Below are 17000 nucleotides of genomic sequence, written 5' to 3' on the forward strand. Positions count from 1 at the left end.
AGGCTACGGTGGTCGCATGGACCACGGAATCGTCACCTTCCTCACCGACTACGGCATCGCCCCCGTGCGGCTTGGGAAGGCGGTGGAGGAGCGCGGGTTCGGCTCGCTGTTCCTCACCGAACACACGCACATCCCGGCCAGCCGGCTCACCCCGTACCCGGTGGGCGCGGCGGAACCGCGACCGCTGCCGCGGCATTACTCGCACACCTTCGACCCGTTCACCGCACTCGCCGCCATCGCGGCCGGCACCGCGCGGATCGGGCTCGGCACCGCGGTGTCGCTGGTGAGCCAGCATCACCCGATCACGCTGGCCAAACAGGCGGCGAGCGTCGACGTGCTGTCCGGCGGCCGGTTCGAACTCGGGGTCGGCCCGGGCTGGAACGCCGAGGAAATGGCCAACCACGGCGTCGATCCGGCGCGTCCGCTCGCGCGCATGCTCGAACACGTCGCCGCCGTCCGGACTATGTGGACCGAGGACGAACCGGAGTTCCACGGCGAGTTCGTCGACTTCGACCCGATCTGGTCGTGGCCCAAACCCGCGCGTCCGCTGCCCGTGCTGATCGGCGGGGTCGGGGTGAAGGTGCTGGACCGGGTCCTCAGCCACGGCGACGGCTGGCTTCCGCTGCCGCTGTACCCGATCGGCTTCCTGCGCGCGCGGATCACGGAACTGCGCGAGCGAGCAGGGCGTCCGGTGCCGGTGACCTTGTACGGGGCGGATCCGGAGAAGCTCGCGGACTACGCGGAGGCAGGGGTCGATCGGGTGCTGTTCGAACTTGAGGACCACGAGGAGCCCGGCGACGTGTTGCGCCAGCTCGATCGGCTGGCGGAGTTGGCCTCGTGAGCGGCTCTCCCGGTGAGAACCGGGAGAGCCGCTCACGAGGCCGGACCGAGCCGCCGCCGCTTCAGGAGCCGGTGTGCTGCTCCGGCGCCAGCGAGTTCCCCGCCGGGATGTGCCCGCAGCTGGACGGCGCGGCCTTGCCCGCGAACCGGTCGCCGAGCCAGGCGATCGCGGCCGGTGCCCACGCCGGGACGGCGGTGGCGTGGCTGAGTGCGTCGTACTGCGTGTACTTGATCGAGGTGTTTCCGGTGCCGCAGTACTGATTCGCGAGCGCGCGGACGTCCCCGGCCACCATCACGCCGTCGCCGCCGCCGATGCCCGGTTCGTTGCTGACGGTGCCTTCGAGCGCGCCGTTGCCGGCCTGCGCGATGAACCCGGGAATCGAGGGCGTCGCCGCCGAGCCGATGTTCACCTTGTTGACCGCGTCGACGTACGGAGCCACCGAGTTCGGGTTCGCATACTCCGGCTTGACCAGCTTCTGCCAGGTCAGCCCGGGGTAGCGGCCGAGTGCGTTGACGATCGACGCGTGCTCGAGCTCGGCGAGCACCTTGAGGCCGTACTCGCTGGCGTACGGCTTGAGGTCGATGCCGTAGCTGCGCGAGACGCCGATCAGCGCCATCGGGATCACGCCGGACCAGACCGGGCTGCCGCTGACGTACTTGAGGTTGTGCGCGGGGTCGACGAGCACCCCGCCCTCGGCGAACCCGACGAGGTTCTTCTCGACCTCCGGCGCGTAGCTTCCGGCGATCGCCGACGCCCAGCCGGTCGCGATCGCGCCGCCGGAATAGCCGAGGAGGCCGATTTTGGTGGATTCGGTCATTCCGGTGCCGGACGCGTGCGTCGCCGCGCGGATCGAGTCCAAAGTGGTCTTGCCGTATTCCGGACCCGCCGCGAAATCGGCACTCGGGCCTTCGGTGTCCGGGATGACGACGCTGTACCCGAGCGCGAGCGCCGGTGCGATGAGCAGCGACTCGGCGTTCGGCAGCACGCCGCCGAGCCGGACGTCGCCCGCGATCGCGCGGGACGGTGCGTCCGCGGGATCGAGCGAGTCGTACGCGGACTGGTACGAGACGGCTTTTCCGGTGTTGCTCAAGGGATTGCGGACGACTGAGGTGACGTTCGCGGTGGCATTGCCCTGTGCGTCGGCGGTCCGGTAGAGCAGCTGCGTGGCCCGCACCGGAGTGGGGAAGCCGAAAACGTGATAGGTCAACGTCCGGCTTTTCAGGACGGTGCCCGGAGCGTAGGACGAGAGCGGGGTGCTGCCGTCGTAGCTGTAGAAGGAATCGGCCGAAGCCACGGCGGGCAGCGCGACGGCGGACGTGATCGCGAGAGCGGCGGCGGCGATCAGCGCACGGACGGGTTTCCGGATCATGACTCCCCTTTGAACCATGAAGTGGATCACGACTGGCGAGTAACTTACCAGCGAGTAGGTATCCGCACAACTACGGAAGGTGCGGGCAGTGCCGGTGCCGAGGGCTCAGGCCGGCCCGGCGCGGGCGGCGGCGATCGCGGTGGCGCGCTGGTGCAACGCGGCGCGCAATGCTTGCGGCGCAAAAACTTCCGCGGCTGTGGCGAGCTGCCGCAGTGTCCGTTCGGCGTGCCGGGAATCCTGGAAAGCCGCCTCCGGGCGAAGCCGTCCGTCCGGGCCGATCTCGCCGAGCTTCGACGACCTGGAAGCGGTGCTCGCCGAAACGGGCATGGCGCTGGAGAACCTGGTCCGGCTCAACGTCTACCCGACCGGCGCCGACCCGCATTTCCGGCGCCACGGCACCCTCCCCGCGTCGACCACGATGCTCGGCGTGCCCCGGCTGGCGATCCCGGCGCTGCTGGTCGAACTGGAAGGGACCGCGGTCGCTGACCGGTAGGTTCTTTGCTTCGCCCACCCGCATATATCGCGACGTGATATATATGGACGGGTGACCGAACGAGGCATGTCGGAGCAGGTCTTCCTGATCCTCACCGCGCTCGCCGACGAGCCGAAACACGGCTACGGCATCGTCCAGGCCGTCGAGAAGCTGTCCGAAAACCGGGTCCGCCTGCGGGTCGGCACGCTGTACGGCGTGCTGGACCGGCTGGTCGCGGACGGATGGGCGGAACGGGACAGGGAAGAGGTCCACCAGGGCCGGCTCCGTCGGTACTACCGGCTGACCGACCTCGGCGGCCGTACTTTGGCCGAGCAGTCCCGGCGGCTGGCCGCGAACGCCGCTGCCGCCGAGTCAGTCTTGCGGGCGCGGGGCTGGGCGCTCGGGGGTGGGGCATGAGCGCTCCCGGGTTTCGGTGCGCTCGGTTGGCCGAGCCGTCCCGGCGGCTGGCGGCGAATGTTCCGGAGGTCGCGGTATGACCGCGCCGGAGCTGCAGTACCGCCGGATGGTGCGGCTTCTTCCCCGCTGGTACCGCGCCGACCGCGAGGACGAAATGGTCGGCACCCTGCTGGACGCGCGGGAAGCCGGTCGCCTCGCGGAAGGGCGCGAACTGCTCGCGATGCTGGGGCTGGGCCTGCGCGCCCGGCTGGCCGCTGGCTCAGCACCGGCGCGCGTGGTCGCTTTCGGTGACACCGTTCGGCTGGTGGCCCTGCTCGGGCTCCTCTGGGGAGTGATGAAGGGCGTCGTCTCCCTCGGCCACGACGTGTGCGATGTGCTCGGCTACCCGCGGACGCGTGGTCTGTATTCCTTCGCCGCTGAGGGCACTCTGTCGCTTTACTCGTTCCCGTCGGTCCAGCAGCTTGGGCAGGACGTCGCGCTGGTCGCCGCCGCGGCCGTACCGCTCGCGCTCCTTTTCGCCGGACGGCGCCGAGCCGCGCGGGGCGTTGCCGGGGTCGTGCTGGTCGCCGGATTCGCGGCGTTCCTGTACCAGTATTCTTTCAGTTTCAGCCCTGATCTGCTTGGCTATTTCGTTCCGCAATGGCTGCCGCTGCCGCTGCTGATCGCCGGATTCCATCTCGGCGCGCCGCCGCCGTCCGCGCGAAAATGGCGGATCGCGTTGACCGGAGTCGCGGTTTCCGGGTTTTACTTCGGTTCCTTCGCCGAGTCGGATCTGCGCGGGCTGTCCTGGTTCGCGTGGGCGGCAGCGCTCGTCATTCCCGCCTATTTCGCATTCCGGCGACGTTCGCCGGTGTGGTCGTTCTCGCTCGCGGTGTGCTGTTCGCTGGTCCTGGTCCAGCCGCTTGTCCTCCTCGCGACCATGGCCGCGGGCGCCTTCGAGCCGCTGGATCTGGTGCAGGTCTTCCTGGTGGGCGCGGGCATCGCAGCGCTGACCGCGGCCGGAATCATCGACTACCGCCGTCAAATCGCATAGCGCTCTTTTCGCAAGGAGTTTCATGAACACCATGCCAAGGGCGCTTCCGCGCGCCGTAAATCAGCCCGATTACGCATTCGGGAACGGCCGAAGAAATAGCTGGATAATCGCGGGGTCGGTCCTTCTGATCACCATTCTCGGCTACGTCACCCGCTGGATCTGCGACGACGCGCTGATCTTCACCAGGATCGTCGAGCAAATCCTCGCCGGAAACGGTCCGGTCTACAACCTCGGCGAACGAGCCGAGGCTTCCACGAGCACGCTGTGGCAATGGTTGCTGGCGTTCGCCGGATTCGTGTACGGCCAGTCGGACACCTCGGCGCTGTCCTGGATGCTCGGCCTCCTGCTCACCGGTGCCGGCTTCGGCTTCGCGGTCAGCGCGACGATCCGGTTGCACGGCGGGCGCGTCGCGGCGATGGTGCCGTGCGGCGTCCTCGTGCTGCTGGGTGTGCGGCCGGTGTGGCAGTACGCGACGTCCGGGCTGGAGACCGGACTGAACACCTTCTGGATGGCGCTCTGCTGGTGGCTGCTCGTGCGCTTTCGAGGCAGTACGTCGGCCAAACCCGTTGTCGCAGCAGCGTTCACGATGGGGTTAGGCCCGCTGGTGCGTCCAGAACAAGCGCTGGTTGCGGCGGTATTCCTGGTATCGCTGTGGCTGGTGACAAAGCCGAACTGGCGAGTCGTCCTCGCCGCGGTCGCGGCCGCCGGGGCGCTGCCGGTCGGCTACGAGATCTTCCGCATGGGCTTCTACGGCATCCTCGTGCCGATGCCCGCGCTCACCAAGAACGCGAGCGAATCCTTCTGGGGACGCGGATTCGGCTACGTCGGCGATTTCGTGGACCCGTACCTGCTGTGGTTGCCGCTGGTCCTCTGCACCGTCCTGCTCGCCGGCGTCCTCCGGCGGCACAGCACCGATCGGATCGTCACGCTCACCCCGGTGGTCGCCGGCGTGCTGTCGCTGGGCTACCTGCTGAAGGTCGGCGGCGACTACATGCACGCGCGCATGGTGCTGCCGATCTTCTTCCTGCTGATGCTGCCGGTACTGGTGCTCCCGGCGGCGAAGAACACTCGCGTGATCGGCACCGTCCTGCTCGCGTGGGCGGTTCTCTGCGCCAGCATCGGCCAGTTCGTCCCGCGAGACAGCAGACTCGTCGACGACGAGCGCGGCTACTACCACGCGTGGACCGGCAAGATGTATCCCACCGAGTCGGCGGATTTCACCCCGAAGATGACCTATCTCAAGGACGCCGCAAGGCCGGACACCCTGACCTACGGAGATCCGCGGGAGCGGGTCCTCACCGCACGGTTGCGTGCGGACGTCCCGTCGAGGTCCATGAATATCGGGGTGTATCTGGGGACGGTCGGGGTCCTGTCGCCGGTGGACGTCGGCGTCGTCGACTTCTGGGGCCTGGCCAACCCGATCGGCGCGCGGTTCGAATTCCCGACGGTGAAACCGGGCCATTCGAAACCGCTGAGCAACGCCTGGCTGCTGGCGGATTACGCGGACCCGTCGGCGCCGGTTCTCAGCCCGGGCAACTTCGTCCTGCGCGCAGACATCACCGCCGACCAGGTCGCCGCCGCCCGGCACGCGTTGAGCTGCGGAGACCTGGCGGAGGTCCAGCGATCCACCCGCGAGCCGCTGTCGCCGGGCCGGTTCTGGGCCAACCTCACCGGAGCTGTGCACCGGACCGGGGTGACCGTCCCGCCGGACCCGTTCGTCGCGGAACGGACCTTCTGCGGCGGCCCGTGATCCCTCCGGTGGAACTGCTCTTGCCCAGGTCAGAGCGGTAGCGCATGCTGGAGTCCGCAGCGAAGCGGAGGTGAGGGGAATGGCGGCTGAGCCGACCTTGATCGGGTCCGTGCAGCGCGCGCTGCACCTGCTCGACGCGGTCGGCGCGAGCGAGCGGCCGGTGCCGGCCAAGGTGCTCGCCCGCACGGTCGGGCTGCCGCTGCCCACGACGTACCACCTGCTGCGCACCCTCGTCCACGAGGGATACCTCTGCAAACTCGACGACGGCTACGCGCTCGGCAGCCAGGTCAGCGGACTGCGCCAGCACACGTCGCTGCACGCGCTGCTGCCGAAGATCCGCCCGGTGCTGCGAGCCCTGCGCGACGAGGTGCACGGCGCGGCCTATCTCTCGCTCTACTCCGACGGCGACATCAAGCTCATCGACATCGCCGACGGCCCGGCCGCCCCGTCGGTCGACCTGTGGGTCGGCGTGCACGAATCGGCGCACGCGACGGCGTTCGGCAAGTGCATCCTGTCCGGCCTCGACAGCGAGGGCCGCCGGGACTACCTGTCGCGGCATCGGCTGGCGGATCTCACGCCGCACACGATCACCGACAGCCGGGTGCTGGAGCAGCGGTTGTCGCAGAGCGGGGATGTGTTCAACGATCGCGAAGAGTATCTGCTCGGTACTGCGTGCTTGGCGACGACGGTCCGCACACCGGGCGCGTTGGGCGCGGTAGCGATCTCGTTGCCCGCGCGGCGGTTGGGTTCGGCGCCGTCGCAGTCGTTGCGTCGAGCCGCCCAACGGGTGTCTCGCGCCCTGGCCGTCACACCGTGAACCGGGCCGTTATCACCATCTGAAATCCCGCCCGTTGTCCGGCGGGCCGCGCCCGGTGAAAGTGGCCTCCAGAGCGAACGGGAGGTCCCATGGAAGCGCAGGACAGGCTGGACCTGTACCGCACGATGGTTCTGATCCGCACCTACGAGGAGGCCATCCTCCGCGAGTACCACGCCGACAAGAAACCCGTCTTCGACATCGGTGCCGGCCTCGTTCCCGGCGAGATGCACCTGTCCGTGGGGCAGGAACCGGTGGCGGCGGGCGTCTGCGCGCATCTCACCGCCGCCGACGCGGTCACCGCGACGCACCGGCCGCATCATTTCGCCATCGCGCACGGCGTCGACCTGAACCGGATGACCGCGGAGATCTTCGGCCGGACAACGGGACTCGGCAGGGGCCGCGGCGGGCATATGCATCTGTTCGACCCCGCCGTGCACTTCTCCTGCTCCGGCATCATCGCCGAGGGCTACCCGCCCGCGCTCGGGCAGGCGCTCGCGTTCCAGCGCAGCGGGACGGACCGGGTCGCCGTCGCGGTCACCGGCGAGGGCGCGGCGAACCAGGGGGCGTTCCACGAATCGCTCAACCTCGCGGCGTTGTGGCAGCTGCCGGTGGTCTTCCTGGTGGAGGACAACGACTGGGGCATCTCGGTGCCGCGCAGCGCGTCCACGTGCGTCACGTCGAACGCGGACCGCGCCGCCGGGTACGGGATTCCGGGCGTGCGCGTCGAGGACAACTCGGTCGAGGCGGTTCACGAAGCGGCGGGCAAGGCCCTCGCGCGGGCTCGCGCCGGGGAAGGGCCGAGCCTGATCGAGGTGCACACGTTACGGCTGTGGGGGCATTTCGAGGGCGACGCACAGGGCTATCGGTCTGATTTGGACGGTGTACCGGGCCGGGATCCATTGCCTACCTACGAGAACCAGCTGCGCGCCGACGGTGATCTCGACGACGCGAAGGTCGCCGGGTTCCGGGCGGCGGCGGGCGAGCGAGTCGAAGCGGCGATCGCGTTCGCCAAAGAGAGCCCCGAGCCGGACCCCGCCACCGCGCTGGAATTCGTGTTCGCGCGAGCCTGACGACACAGCGAGGAGAAGCAGCAATGACGCTCACCGAACCCTCCGCGCCCGCCGGGCGGAAACTCAGCACCGCGAAGGCCATGGTCGAGGCCATCGCCCAGGAAATGGACCGCGACGAGCGGGTGTTCGTGCTCGGCGAGGACGTCGGGTCCTACGGCGGGATCTTCAGCTCCACCACGGGATTGCTCGACCGGTTCGGCCCGCGCCGGGTGCTCGACACGCCGATCTCCGAGACCGCCTTCATCGGCACCGCGATCGGAGCGGCGGTCGAGGGCCTGCGGCCGGTCGTCGAGCTGATGTTCGTCGACTTCTTCGGCGTCTGCATGGACCAGATCTACAACCACATGGCGAAAATCCACTACGAATCCGGCGGTGCCGTGTCCGTGCCGTTGGTGCTGACCGCGGCGGTCGGCGGCGGATATTCGGACGGGGCACAGCATTCCCAGTGCCTGTGGGGAACGTTCGCGCACCTGCCCGGGATGAAGGTCGTCGTGCCGAGCAATCCCGCCGATGCCAAGGGATTGATGACCGCCGCGATCCGCGACGACAACCCGGTGGTGTACCTGTTCCACAAGGGAGTCATGGGCTTGCCGTGGATGGCGAAGAACCGCCGGTCGATCGGTCCGGTGCCGGAAGGCGACCACGNCGACCACGAGGTCCCGATCGGCAAGGCGAATGTCGTGCGCCCGGGCAGCGACGTCACCGTCGTGACGCTGTCGCTGTCAGTGCACCACGCCCTCGACGTCGCCGGCGATCTCGCCGGACAGGGCGTCGACTGCGAGGTCGTGGACCTGCGCAGCCTGGTCCCGCTGGACACCGAGACGATTCTCGATTCGGTCGGCAAAACCGGCCGGTTGCTCGTGGTCGACGAGGACTACCTGTCGTTCGGCCTGTCCGGCGAGGTGATCGCCCGCGTGGTGGAGCGGGATCCGGGCCTGCTGCGTGCCCCAGCCGCGCGCGTAGCGGTGCCGGACGTGCCGATTCCGTACGCGCGTCCGCTGGAGTACGCGGTGCTGCCGACGCCGGCACGGATCCGGCAGGCCGTCCTCGACCTGGTGGGCGCATGACCGAAGTTCTGTTCCCTGTCCTGTCCGAAACCGACCCGGCCGGCGAGGGGGTCCTCGCCACCTGGTTCGCGACGGACGGCGCGACCGTCCGCGAGGGCGAGCTGATCGCGGAGGTCGCGGTGGACAAGGTCGACGCGGAGGTCCCGGCTCCGGCTTCCGGCGTGGTGCGGTTTCTGGCGGGGGAGGGCGAGGTGGTGAAGCAGGGCGCGCCGATCGCCCGCATCGAGTGAGCGCACGGGCCGCCGCCGGTGCCCGGCGGCGGTCCGTGCGCACGCCTCAGCCGGCGTTCGCGACCTGGCCCGGCTGGTACAGCCCGGCAGGCGTGCGCACGATGACGTTCATCCGGTTGGCCGCGTTGATCAGGCCGATCAGGACGACCAGCACGGCGAGCTGGTCGTCGTCGTAGTGCTCGCGCGCCTGCGCCCACGTCTCGTCGGAAACGTCGCCGGCGTCCGCGATCCGGGTGCCCTCCTCGGTCAGCGCGAGCGCGGCCCGCTCGGCGGGGGTGAACACGCTCGCCTCGCGCCAGGCGGCGACCAGGTGGAGCCGCTCCGCGGTCTCGCCGGCCGCGGTGGCGTCCTTGGTGTGCATGTCGGTGCAGAAGCCGCAGCCGTTGATCTGGCTGGCGCGCAGCGAAACCAGTTCCTGCGTCGCCCTCGGCAGCGACGAGTTGTGCACCAGCATGCTCAGCCCGGCGAACCGCTTGCCGATCGACTTGCCGAGGTCGTTGTTCATCAGGTCGAAGCGTGCGCTCATCGGATCCTCCAGTGTGGTGAAGCGGATGCCCATGAGATGCCGGCCGCCCGCCGGATGTGACAACCCTGGCTGTGACCCGCGTCGCACCCGCCCGGTCCGCTGCGATGCCAGAGGTTCGTTCCCCTCACGGCCTTTCCGGAAAACCGGTGGCCGCGGTGGCGGGGAGGGACGCAGAATGCGGGCATGACCGGCCAGGGCGGTATCGCGCGGGCGACCGGGCTGAGCCTGGTCTCCTGGGTGCTGTTCGCGAGTTCCGGTCCGCTCGCCAAGGCGGTGCTGGACGCGGGCTGGAGCCCGGCCGCGGTCACCGCGGTGCGGATCGGTCTCGCCGCGGTGCTGCTGACGCCCGGCGTCGCACTGCTGCGGCCGCGGGCGCTGCGGTTCCGGCGCGGGGAACTGTGGCTGCCGCTCGGTTACGGCCTGCTCGGCGTCGCGGGCGTGCAACTGTTCTTTTTCGTTGCGGTGTCCCGGATTCCGGTCGCGGTGGCGATGGTGCTGGTGAACCTGTCGCCGGTGCTGGTCGCGCTGTGGGCGCGCGTGGTCCGGCGGACGCGGCTGCCGGCGGCGGTGTGGCTGGGCATCGCGCTGGCGATCGCCGGGCTGGTGCTGATCGCCGGTCCCGGCCCCGGGGCGAAGCTGGACTTCCTCGGCGTCGCGGCCGGACTGGCGTCGGCGGTCTGTTCCGCCGGGTACTTCCTGCTCGGCGAACGCGGGGCGCGGCGGCACGATCCGCTCGGGATGACCGCCGCGGGGCTGGCGATCGGCGCGGTGGCGACCATTGCGATCAGTCCATTGTGGACTCTTGAGGTCGCGTCGGGCCCGGTGGCGCTTGGCGGCGCGACGATCCCGGTCTGGCTGGCCCTGGCGATCCTGGCCGTCTTCGGCACCGTGCTGCCGTATCTGGCGGGACTGCACGCCCTCGGCGGGTTGCCGGTGACGCTGGCCGGATTGCTGGCGCTGGCCGAACCGCTGGTCGCGGCCGTGCTCGCGGGGGTGCTGCTGGGGCAGGCGCTGGGGCCGGGGCAACTGCTGGGGGCGGTGATGCTGCTCGGCGGCGGGGCAGGGACAGCGCGGGGTCTCGTGAGTGTTCGTCCCGGTTCTCACCGGGATGAACACTCACGAGTGCCTACATCCTCGCCGCCCCCGCCTTAATCGCCTCGCGAATCCGGGAGTAGGTCCCGCAACGGCAGACGTTGCGGATCTCGTCCAGGTCGGCGTCGTTGATCTCGCGACCCTTCGCCTTGGCCTCCTTGACCTTCGCGACCGCCGCCATGATCTGGCCGGGCTGGCAGTAGCCGCACTGCGCGACGTCGTTGTCCAGCCAGGCTTCCTGCATCGGGTGCAGGTCGGCCTTCACGGTGTCCGGCAGGCCCTCGATCGTGGTGATCTCGTCAGTGGCCTTGATGTCGGCCACCCGCACCGAACACGGGTTGAACGCCTTGCCGTTGAAGTGCGACGTGCAGGCCTTGCACACGTTGATGCCGCAGCCGTACTTCGGGCCGCGGACGCCGAGCACGTCGCGCAGGACCCACAGGAGCCGCACGTTGTCGTCGACGTCGACCGACACCGGCTTCCCGTTGAGGATGAAGGTGTGCTTGCTCATCGTGCTCCTCAGTAGGTGTGGCTCAGGCCGTCGGTCGGCGATTCGGGAACGGGCGGGACGAACGACTTGACCTCGAAGCCGATCGGGTCGTCGTGGTTGATCGGGAACCGCTTCGGGACCTTCCCGGTCGCGCGGGCGTACGCGCACGCGACGGCCGCGACGGAGCAGGCGACGCCCGCCTCGCCCGCGCCGCCCGGCTGCTGCCCGTTGGAGGGCATCGCGATCGCGGTGAAGTCCTGCGGGATGTTCCACTGCCGGGTGTAGAAGTAGTTGTCCCAGCTGGCTTCCAGGAAGTGCCCGTCCTTCAGGTGGACACTGCTGGTCAGCGCCAGTGCCAGCCCGTCGGCGAAACCGCCCATGATCTGCGCCTCGATGCCGCGCGGGTTGATCACGAGCCCGGCGTCGAGGGCGATGACCGCCTTCGTCACGCGCGGGCCGCCGACGCCGTCGCGGATCTTGCGGTTGACCGTCTCCGGGCGGCAGTCGATCTCCACCAGGCAGGCGCTCGCGCCCTTGTATTCCTTGTGGATCGCGATGCCCTGCGCGGTGCCCGGGGCCATCTTCTTGCCCCAGCCGCCGACCTCGGCGACCTTGCGCAGGACGCCCTTCACCTTGTCGTTCTTGAGGTATTCCAGCCGGAAGTCCAGCGGGTCCTTGCCCATCGCCCTGGCAAGGATGTCCACCATCAGCTCGTTGGCGCAGCCGACGTCGGGCGAGTAGACGTTGCGCATCGAGCCGGTGTTGAACCGCTGGTCGGTCTCGGTGAGCGTCTGGTCGACGACGCCGAAGTTGTACGGCATTTCCTGGCTCAGCACGAAAACCGCCTCGGCCACGCCGAGGTTGCCCAGCCCGGTCGGCAGTTTCGTGGCGACCGAGGTGAGCATTTCGCCGAGCCCGTGCCGGAACGACGTCTCGACCGAGGTGTGCCGTTGCTCGAAGGTGAGCACCTGGCCGGCGAGCACGGTGGCCCGCATCCGCGACGTGGCCATCGGGTGCAGCCGTCCCTGCCGCGGCTCGTCGGCGCGGTGCCACATCAGCCGCACCGGTTTGCCGAACGCCTTCGACGCCTGCGCCGCTTCGATCGCGTGGTTGCCGAACAGCTTGTGGCCGAAGGAACCGCCGCCGGTGATGACGTGCACCTTCACCTTGCCCTGCGGCAATCCGATCGCCTGCGCGACCTCGCCTTGGGAGACGATCGGCGACTTCAGCCCGGCCCAGATCTCGGCGCTGCCGTCCCGGACGTCGGCGACCGCGCAGTAGGGCTCCAGCGCGGCGCTTGAGCGGAACATGAACTCGAAGTCCGCCTCGACCGTCTTGGCCAGCACCGGAACCTTCGGCACGGCCAGCGGAAGCTCGGCCCGGCGCAGGTTGGCGAGCACGGTTTCGTCGTTCTCGCCCTCGACGCTGCCGGGGCCCCAGTCGACCTGCAGCGCGCGCACGCCGTCGATGCACTGGCCGAACGTCTCCGCGCGGACCGCGACCCCGGTCGGGATGATCGCGACGTCGGTGACGCCGGGCAGCTTCAGCACGTCGGCCTTGTTGCGGAAGGCCTTCGGCGTGCCGTTGAGCGTCGGCGGACGGCAGATCATCGTCGGCAGCGCACCGGGGACGTCGAGGTCCATCGCGAACTGCTTCTTGCCGGTCACGATGTCGAGCGCGTCGAGCCGGGTCTGCGGCTTGCCGAGCACCTTGAACTCGCCGGAGCCCTTGAGCTTGCTCGGGTCCAGCCGCACCTGCTTGGTGGTGCTGGACGCGGCCTTCGCCGCCAGTTCGCCGTAGGTCGCGGACTTGCCGTTCGGCGCGGTGACGACACCGGCCTTGACGATGAACCGCTCGGCGGTGCCGCCGAGCAGGATGACGGCCGCTTCGAGCAGCTGCTGCTTGGCGATCGCGGCGGCGACGCGGATCGGCGTGTAGGTCGAGACCGTGGTGTTCGACCCGCCGGTGAGCTGGTTGAACAGCAGTTCCGGACGCGCCGGGGCGAGCGTGACGTGCACCTTCTCGACCGGGAGGTCCAGTTCCTCGGCGATGATCATCGCGGTCGAGGTGGTGATGCCCTGGCCGACTTCGGCGCGCGGGATCTCGAACGAGGCGCTGCCGTCCTTGTTGATGGTGACGGTGATCAGCTGCGACGTCGGGAGCCCGGCGTCGGTGAGCGCGTCGTTGAGGTCATACAGCTCGGGCGGCTGCGGAACCGACGGGATCGACGCCGCCGCGGGGGTGGAGAGCCCGACGTCCGCGGCCACGACGAGGGTCCCGGCCGCGACGACGTACCCGAGGAACCCGCGCCGGGAAACGCCCGCGCGCTCCTTCCCGGTGTCCGGCTCGGAGTGACTGAGAGTCACGTTGCCTCCCCTTTCGAGGGAACGAGAGCGTGCCGGATCGCATCACGTGCACGCAGGTGGTGGTGGGCAACCACCTTGCCGGGTGAACTGGGCGCCAATTGTTCAACTTCTGTACAGCGTCAGCGGAGAGCGATGGTTATGGTCCTCCGCGTCACCAACGAAGGTGGAGATCCGCGTGAGCTCGATGACGTCCTCGCGCAGCGCGACGCTGCGGGAACCGATCGCCCAGTCCTGGCGCCGTGCCTCGCTCGCCGGTCTGCGGCCCGAAACGGCGCTGTGCGACCTGCGGTCCGCGGAAGTGGACCCGGCCAGCCGGCTGCTGCTCGCGGCCGCGCCGGTGCTGGAGGACCTCGACGATCGCCTCGCCGGAACAGCCATGTCCACGGTGCTCGTCGACCACGACGGCCGGATCGCGCACCGGTGGAGCGCCGACCGTGCCGCCGAGGACTGCTTCGAGCGGCTGGGCCTCGAAGTCGGCACCTGCCTGCTGGAAGACGCGATCGGGACGAACGGCCCGGGCACCGCGCTGGAAACCCGGTCGAGCATCGTGGTGCACGGGGCGGAGCACTACGCCGAGGCGCTGCGCGGGTTCAGCTGTTACGGGCACCCGATTTTCCATCCGGTCACGCGCAGGCTGGAGGGCGCGCTCGACATCACGCTGCTGGCCGCCGAGGCGAATCCGCTGCTCGCACCGCTGGTCGCGAAGGCTGTCGAGGACATCGAGCGGCAGCTGCTGGAAGGCAGCCGAGTGTCCGAACGGTCGCTGCTGGCCGCCTTCCAAGCAGCGTCCCGCCCGACCCGGCCGGTGGTCGCGATCGGCCCGGACCTGTTGCTGTGCAACCAAGCCGCCGCGGATCTGCTGGAGGGCGCGGACGTCGCGCTGCTGTGGAACCTGGCCGGCGAGGCAAGCGGACCGTCCGAACTGGAGACCGAACTGCGCTCCGGTCAGCGCGCCCGGGTCCGGGCCGAACCGGTGCCCGGCGCTCGGGGCGGGGTGCTGGTCGAAATCCGCCCGCTGGCCGCGACCGAGGTCCGGCGGACGCGGCGGCTCGTCGCTGCCGCGCCCGGTCCGGTGACCGGGCACGTGCACATCTCGGGCCCGCCCGGGACCGGCCGCACCACCGAGGCCCGGCTGCGGGTGCCCGAGGAACCGTGCACCACGTTGACCGGCGCGGAAGCGGTGCTCGGCGGGTCGGCAGCCTGGGCCGCGAAGTTCACCGCCGCCGTCGAGACCGGCACCGGCAGCATTTGCGTCGACGGCGCGGACCAGCTGCCCGCCGAACTGGTCGGCCTGGTCGCCACCCATGCCGCCCGAGGTGTCGGCCCGCACCTCGTGCTGACCACTGGCCCACGCGAGGGACTGACCGGCCCGGAGCGGGCGCTGATCGCGTCGTGCGGGGAGAACACCGAGCTGCTGCCGTTGGCGCACCGGGCGGACTTTCCCGAGGTCGCGGCCCGAATGCTGGCCGAACTCGGGGCCGCGCGCACGCACAACATCACGCCCGGCGCGCTGCGGATCCTCGGCTCGTACGACTGGCCGGGGAACCTGCCTGAACTGCGCGGCGTGCTGAGCCAGGCGATCCGCAAACGGTCGGCGGGCGCGATCGGCCCGGGGGACCTGCCGCCCGCGCTGGTGGCCGATGCTTCGGGGCACGAGCTGGCGCCGATCGAACGGGCGGAACGGAACGCGATCGTCGCGGCATTGCGGTCGGCTGGCGGGAACAAGGTGCGAGCGGCGAGCACGCTGGGGATTTCGCGGACGACGTTGTACGCGCGGATGCGGGCGTTGAAGGTGCCGGGTTAGCGGAAGTCGCCGGGGGACTGCCCGGTCCATCGGCGAAACGCTCGCCGGAACGCGCTGGCCTCGGAAAAACCCAGGCGCTGCGCCAATTCCTCGATGGATTCGCCGCCGCGGCCGAGACTGGCGATCGCGGCGTCCCGCCGGACCGCCGGCAGCGCACGCCGCAGCAGTTCCGCGTGCGCGAGATGGTTGATCCCGACGATCTCCTCCACCCCGAACGCGCCGATCCGATGCGCCGGACCCGGACCGAACGCGCCGGCGACGACACCAGCGTTCAGCACGAGCGCGTCCAGCCGCGGCACCGCGCCGAGCCGGTCGCCGGCGCTCGCGATCGACGTCCGGTCGGCGAGGTCCAGGGGGAGGAACTCGTGCTGCCGCGGGTTCGGGAGCGCGGAAACCGCCGCGTGGCCCCGGGATTCCGAGCGGCCGAGGACCAGCACCCGGGCACCCAGTTCGGCAGGTTGCGCGGCGGCGAAGAAACCGATCCCGGAGGTGGCCCCGGTGATCGCGACGGTCTGGCCGTCGATCCGCTCGGGGTGCACTGCTTTCGGCACAGCAGCGACGCTACGTTCGCCGCCAGGACCCGGGTTAGCGGATTCCGGGACCGGTCCGCGCATTCCACAAAGGACTTCTGTCAGCGCCTTCCGGCAAGCGCGATCAGCCGGCCGGCGACCAGGTCGATGTCGGCTTCGGTGGTGCGGTAGTTCGCGACGCACGCGCGGATCGCGGTTCGCCCGCGCCGCCGCGCCGGACTCAGCAGCGCAGTGCCTCAGCTGCACCCTCGGTACCACGGCCGGCAAAGCCTGGGCCGCGGATGCCGCAACGCGGGGACGGAGGACGGAAAACGCTCGGTCACCGTGTTCATCGACACGGCGGACTATTCGAAGGCCCAGTCGGACCGGATGGACGCGATCGTGGGCGCACTGGTCCGCGACATCCGGTAACCCTCCGGGCGGTCGCGGCGTCCCCAGCGCGGCAACCGCCCGGGCCCCATCCGGCTATCCGGCCCCCGGCGCTGTAGCGCGTCGTTCGGTGGACCGGCGTTCGATGGCTTCCGCGACCCCGTCGATCGCCTGTCGGATCATCGCGCCGTATCCGTCGTCGGCCAGCGCGTCCTGGCGGTTTCGCGCGGCCGCGAGCTGTTCCGCCGCCGCGGAGAACGAGCCCAGGCGGCGGAAGTTGTCGGCCAAGTTCAGGTGCAGTGACGGGTAGCAGCCCGCGATCCGAAGCCCGGCGTCGTGGGCCTGGACGTGCTCGTCGGTGACTGCCGCGGCGGCGTCCAGGGCTCTGACATCCCAGACCAGCGCCTCCGCCGGGTCAGCGAACAGATCTGCCTGGTAGTGCGCGAGAACGCAGCGGCAGAACGGATCCCCGCCCGGTCCTAGTTCGTCCCACAGCTTCTGCAGACGCGTCCGCGCGGCGTCCGTCGCGCCCGTTCTGCCCTGGGCGACCGCGGCGGTGATCTCGGCCATCGTGTCCGTCATCCGGCAGTTCCTTTCACTGGCATGGCAAGGGTGGTCAGGTCGCCGTCGTCGGCGGAGCGCACGACGACGGGCAGGTGCGGGCCCGCGACGTCCAGCATCACGTCCGGGCCGACGGCGGTGCTGATCGCCGGGTGCAGCGTGCTCACGGCGAAGGAGAGCGAGATCGGCGGGCCGG

19 protein-coding genes are annotated in these 17000 nt (G+C 70.0%); 12 read left to right on the forward strand and 7 right to left on the reverse strand.

The window, feature by feature from the left end; genetic code table 11:
• Positions 1-16 precede the first annotated feature (16 nt).
• Positions 17-841 (forward strand): LLM class F420-dependent oxidoreductase, encoded by an 825-nt coding sequence (locus A4R44_RS15930; protein WP_067580724.1) that lies wholly within the window; start codon positions 17-19, stop codon positions 839-841.
• A gap of 61 nt (positions 842-902) precedes the next feature.
• Here A4R44_RS15930 and A4R44_RS15935 read toward each other — a convergent pair whose 3' ends face one another.
• Positions 903-2210, reverse strand: coding sequence for a lipase family protein (locus tag A4R44_RS15935; RefSeq protein WP_067580726.1), 1308 nt, complete (start codon positions 2208-2210; stop codon positions 903-905).
• Positions 2211-2315: 105 nt separating this feature from the next.
• On the reverse strand, positions 2316-2489 hold the full coding sequence (locus A4R44_RS50325; RefSeq protein WP_369805901.1) for a hypothetical protein: 174 nt from the start codon (positions 2487-2489) through the stop codon (positions 2316-2318).
• Between A4R44_RS50325 and A4R44_RS15940 the strand changes: the two genes are divergently transcribed.
• The 8 genes from A4R44_RS15940 to A4R44_RS15975 all read left to right on the forward strand — a co-directional run bounded on the left by A4R44_RS15940 (position 2407) and on the right by A4R44_RS15975 (position 9066).
• Positions 2407-2703 carry a hypothetical protein gene (locus tag A4R44_RS15940; RefSeq protein WP_067581265.1) on the forward strand — a complete coding sequence of 99 codons (297 nt, stop codon included), beginning with the start codon at positions 2407-2409 and terminating at the stop codon, positions 2701-2703. The two genes, A4R44_RS50325 and A4R44_RS15940, sit on opposite strands and share 83 nt — an antisense overlap.
• A 51-nt stretch (positions 2704-2754) precedes the next feature.
• Positions 2755-3099: a PadR family transcriptional regulator gene (locus A4R44_RS15945; protein WP_338080316.1), complete on the forward strand. Its 345-nt coding sequence runs from the start codon at positions 2755-2757 to the stop codon at positions 3097-3099.
• Positions 3100-3175: 76 nt separating this feature from the next.
• On the forward strand, positions 3176-4132 hold the full coding sequence (locus A4R44_RS15950) for a hypothetical protein (protein ID WP_067580731.1): 957 nt from the start codon (positions 3176-3178) through the stop codon (positions 4130-4132).
• Positions 4133-4154: 22 nt separating this feature from the next.
• Positions 4155-5882, forward strand: coding sequence for a hypothetical protein (locus A4R44_RS15955; RefSeq protein WP_067580733.1), 1728 nt, complete (start codon positions 4155-4157; stop codon positions 5880-5882).
• 79 nt (positions 5883-5961) lie between these two features.
• Positions 5962-6699, forward strand: a complete 738-nt coding sequence (locus A4R44_RS15960; RefSeq protein ID WP_067580735.1) for an IclR family transcriptional regulator — start codon at positions 5962-5964, stop codon at positions 6697-6699.
• An 89-nt stretch (positions 6700-6788) separates the two neighbouring features.
• Complete coding sequence (locus A4R44_RS15965) at positions 6789-7769, forward strand: thiamine pyrophosphate-dependent dehydrogenase E1 component subunit alpha (protein ID WP_067580737.1); 981 nt, start codon at positions 6789-6791, stop codon at positions 7767-7769.
• Between the two features lie 23 nt (positions 7770-7792).
• Positions 7793-8836, forward strand: coding sequence for an alpha-ketoacid dehydrogenase subunit beta (locus tag A4R44_RS15970; RefSeq protein ID WP_067580740.1), 1044 nt, complete (start codon positions 7793-7795; stop codon positions 8834-8836).
• On the forward strand, positions 8833-9066 hold the full coding sequence (locus A4R44_RS15975; protein WP_067580742.1) for a biotin/lipoyl-containing protein: 234 nt from the start codon (positions 8833-8835) through the stop codon (positions 9064-9066). Before A4R44_RS15970 ends, A4R44_RS15975 begins: the two co-directional genes overlap by 4 nt.
• 46 nt (positions 9067-9112) lie before the next feature.
• Here the strand turns inward: A4R44_RS15975 and A4R44_RS15980 are convergent, their stop codons facing one another.
• Complete coding sequence (locus tag A4R44_RS15980) at positions 9113-9592, reverse strand: carboxymuconolactone decarboxylase family protein (protein WP_067581267.1); 480 nt, start codon at positions 9590-9592, stop codon at positions 9113-9115.
• 183 nt (positions 9593-9775) lie between these two features.
• Between A4R44_RS15980 and A4R44_RS15985 the strand changes: the two genes are divergently transcribed.
• Complete coding sequence (locus tag A4R44_RS15985) at positions 9776-10744, forward strand: DMT family transporter (RefSeq protein ID WP_067580745.1); 969 nt, start codon at positions 9776-9778, stop codon at positions 10742-10744.
• Here the strand turns inward: A4R44_RS15985 and A4R44_RS15990 are convergent.
• Together A4R44_RS15990 and A4R44_RS15995 are read right to left on the reverse strand one after the other, a co-directional pair.
• A complete protein-coding gene (locus tag A4R44_RS15990) occupies positions 10719-11195 on the reverse strand; it encodes a (2Fe-2S)-binding protein (RefSeq protein WP_067580747.1) in 477 nt (158 codons plus the stop codon). The genes A4R44_RS15985 and A4R44_RS15990 overlap by 26 nt on opposite strands.
• Before the next feature lie 8 nt (positions 11196-11203).
• Entirely contained in the window at positions 11204-13540 is a 2337-nt protein-coding gene (locus A4R44_RS15995) for a molybdopterin cofactor-binding domain-containing protein (protein ID WP_067580750.1), read from the reverse strand.
• A 184-nt stretch (positions 13541-13724) separates the two neighbouring features.
• Between A4R44_RS15995 and A4R44_RS16000 the strand changes: the two genes are divergently transcribed.
• Entirely contained in the window at positions 13725-15344 is a 1620-nt protein-coding gene (locus A4R44_RS16000) for a sigma-54-dependent Fis family transcriptional regulator (RefSeq protein WP_067581269.1), read from the forward strand.
• Here A4R44_RS16000 and A4R44_RS16005 read toward each other — a convergent pair.
• A complete protein-coding gene (locus A4R44_RS16005; RefSeq protein ID WP_157904882.1) occupies positions 15341-15895 on the reverse strand; it encodes an SDR family NAD(P)-dependent oxidoreductase in 555 nt (184 codons plus the stop codon). The two genes, A4R44_RS16000 and A4R44_RS16005, sit on opposite strands and share 4 nt — an antisense overlap.
• A 210-nt stretch (positions 15896-16105) precedes the next feature.
• On the opposite strand from A4R44_RS16005, the gene A4R44_RS16010 reads away from it, so the two are divergent.
• On the forward strand, positions 16106-16285 hold the full coding sequence (locus A4R44_RS16010; RefSeq protein WP_067580755.1) for a hypothetical protein: 180 nt from the start codon (positions 16106-16108) through the stop codon (positions 16283-16285).
• A gap of 54 nt (positions 16286-16339) precedes the next feature.
• Here the strand turns inward: A4R44_RS16010 and A4R44_RS16015 are convergent, their stop codons facing one another.
• A complete protein-coding gene (locus tag A4R44_RS16015; RefSeq protein ID WP_067580757.1) occupies positions 16340-16825 on the reverse strand; it encodes a hypothetical protein in 486 nt (161 codons plus the stop codon).
• Positions 16826-17000 lie beyond the last annotated feature (175 nt).

It is taken from the genome of Amycolatopsis sp. M39 (assembly GCF_001651785.1).
Taxonomy (GTDB): domain Bacteria; phylum Actinomycetota; class Actinomycetes; order Mycobacteriales; family Pseudonocardiaceae; genus Amycolatopsis; species Amycolatopsis rubida.

Excerpts from the sequence above, each read along its gene's own strand:
- A4R44_RS15930 (WP_067580724.1), top strand. The coding sequence starts at position 17 with ATGGACCACGGAATCGTCACCTTCCTCACCGACTACGGCATCGCCCCC.
- A4R44_RS15935 (WP_067580726.1), bottom strand. The coding sequence starts at position 2,210 with ATGATCCGGAAACCCGTCCGTGCGCTGATCGCCGCCGCCGCTCTCGCG.
- A4R44_RS15950 (WP_067580731.1), top strand. The coding sequence starts at position 3,176 with ATGACCGCGCCGGAGCTGCAGTACCGCCGGATGGTGCGGCTTCTTCCC.
- A4R44_RS15955 (WP_067580733.1), top strand. The coding sequence starts at position 4,155 with ATGAACACCATGCCAAGGGCGCTTCCGCGCGCCGTAAATCAGCCCGAT.
- A4R44_RS15960 (WP_067580735.1), top strand. The coding sequence starts at position 5,962 with ATGGCGGCTGAGCCGACCTTGATCGGGTCCGTGCAGCGCGCGCTGCAC.
- A4R44_RS15965 (WP_067580737.1), top strand. The coding sequence starts at position 6,789 with ATGGAAGCGCAGGACAGGCTGGACCTGTACCGCACGATGGTTCTGATC.
- A4R44_RS15975 (WP_067580742.1), top strand. The coding sequence starts at position 8,833 with ATGACCGAAGTTCTGTTCCCTGTCCTGTCCGAAACCGACCCGGCCGGC.
- A4R44_RS15980 (WP_067581267.1), bottom strand. The coding sequence starts at position 9,592 with ATGAGCGCACGCTTCGACCTGATGAACAACGACCTCGGCAAGTCGATC.
- A4R44_RS15985 (WP_067580745.1), top strand. The coding sequence starts at position 9,776 with ATGACCGGCCAGGGCGGTATCGCGCGGGCGACCGGGCTGAGCCTGGTC.
- A4R44_RS15990 (WP_067580747.1), bottom strand. The coding sequence starts at position 11,195 with ATGAGCAAGCACACCTTCATCCTCAACGGGAAGCCGGTGTCGGTCGAC.
- A4R44_RS16000 (WP_067581269.1), top strand. The coding sequence starts at position 13,725 with ATGACGTCCTCGCGCAGCGCGACGCTGCGGGAACCGATCGCCCAGTCC.
- A4R44_RS16015 (WP_067580757.1), bottom strand. The coding sequence starts at position 16,825 with ATGACGGACACGATGGCCGAGATCACCGCCGCGGTCGCCCAGGGCAGA.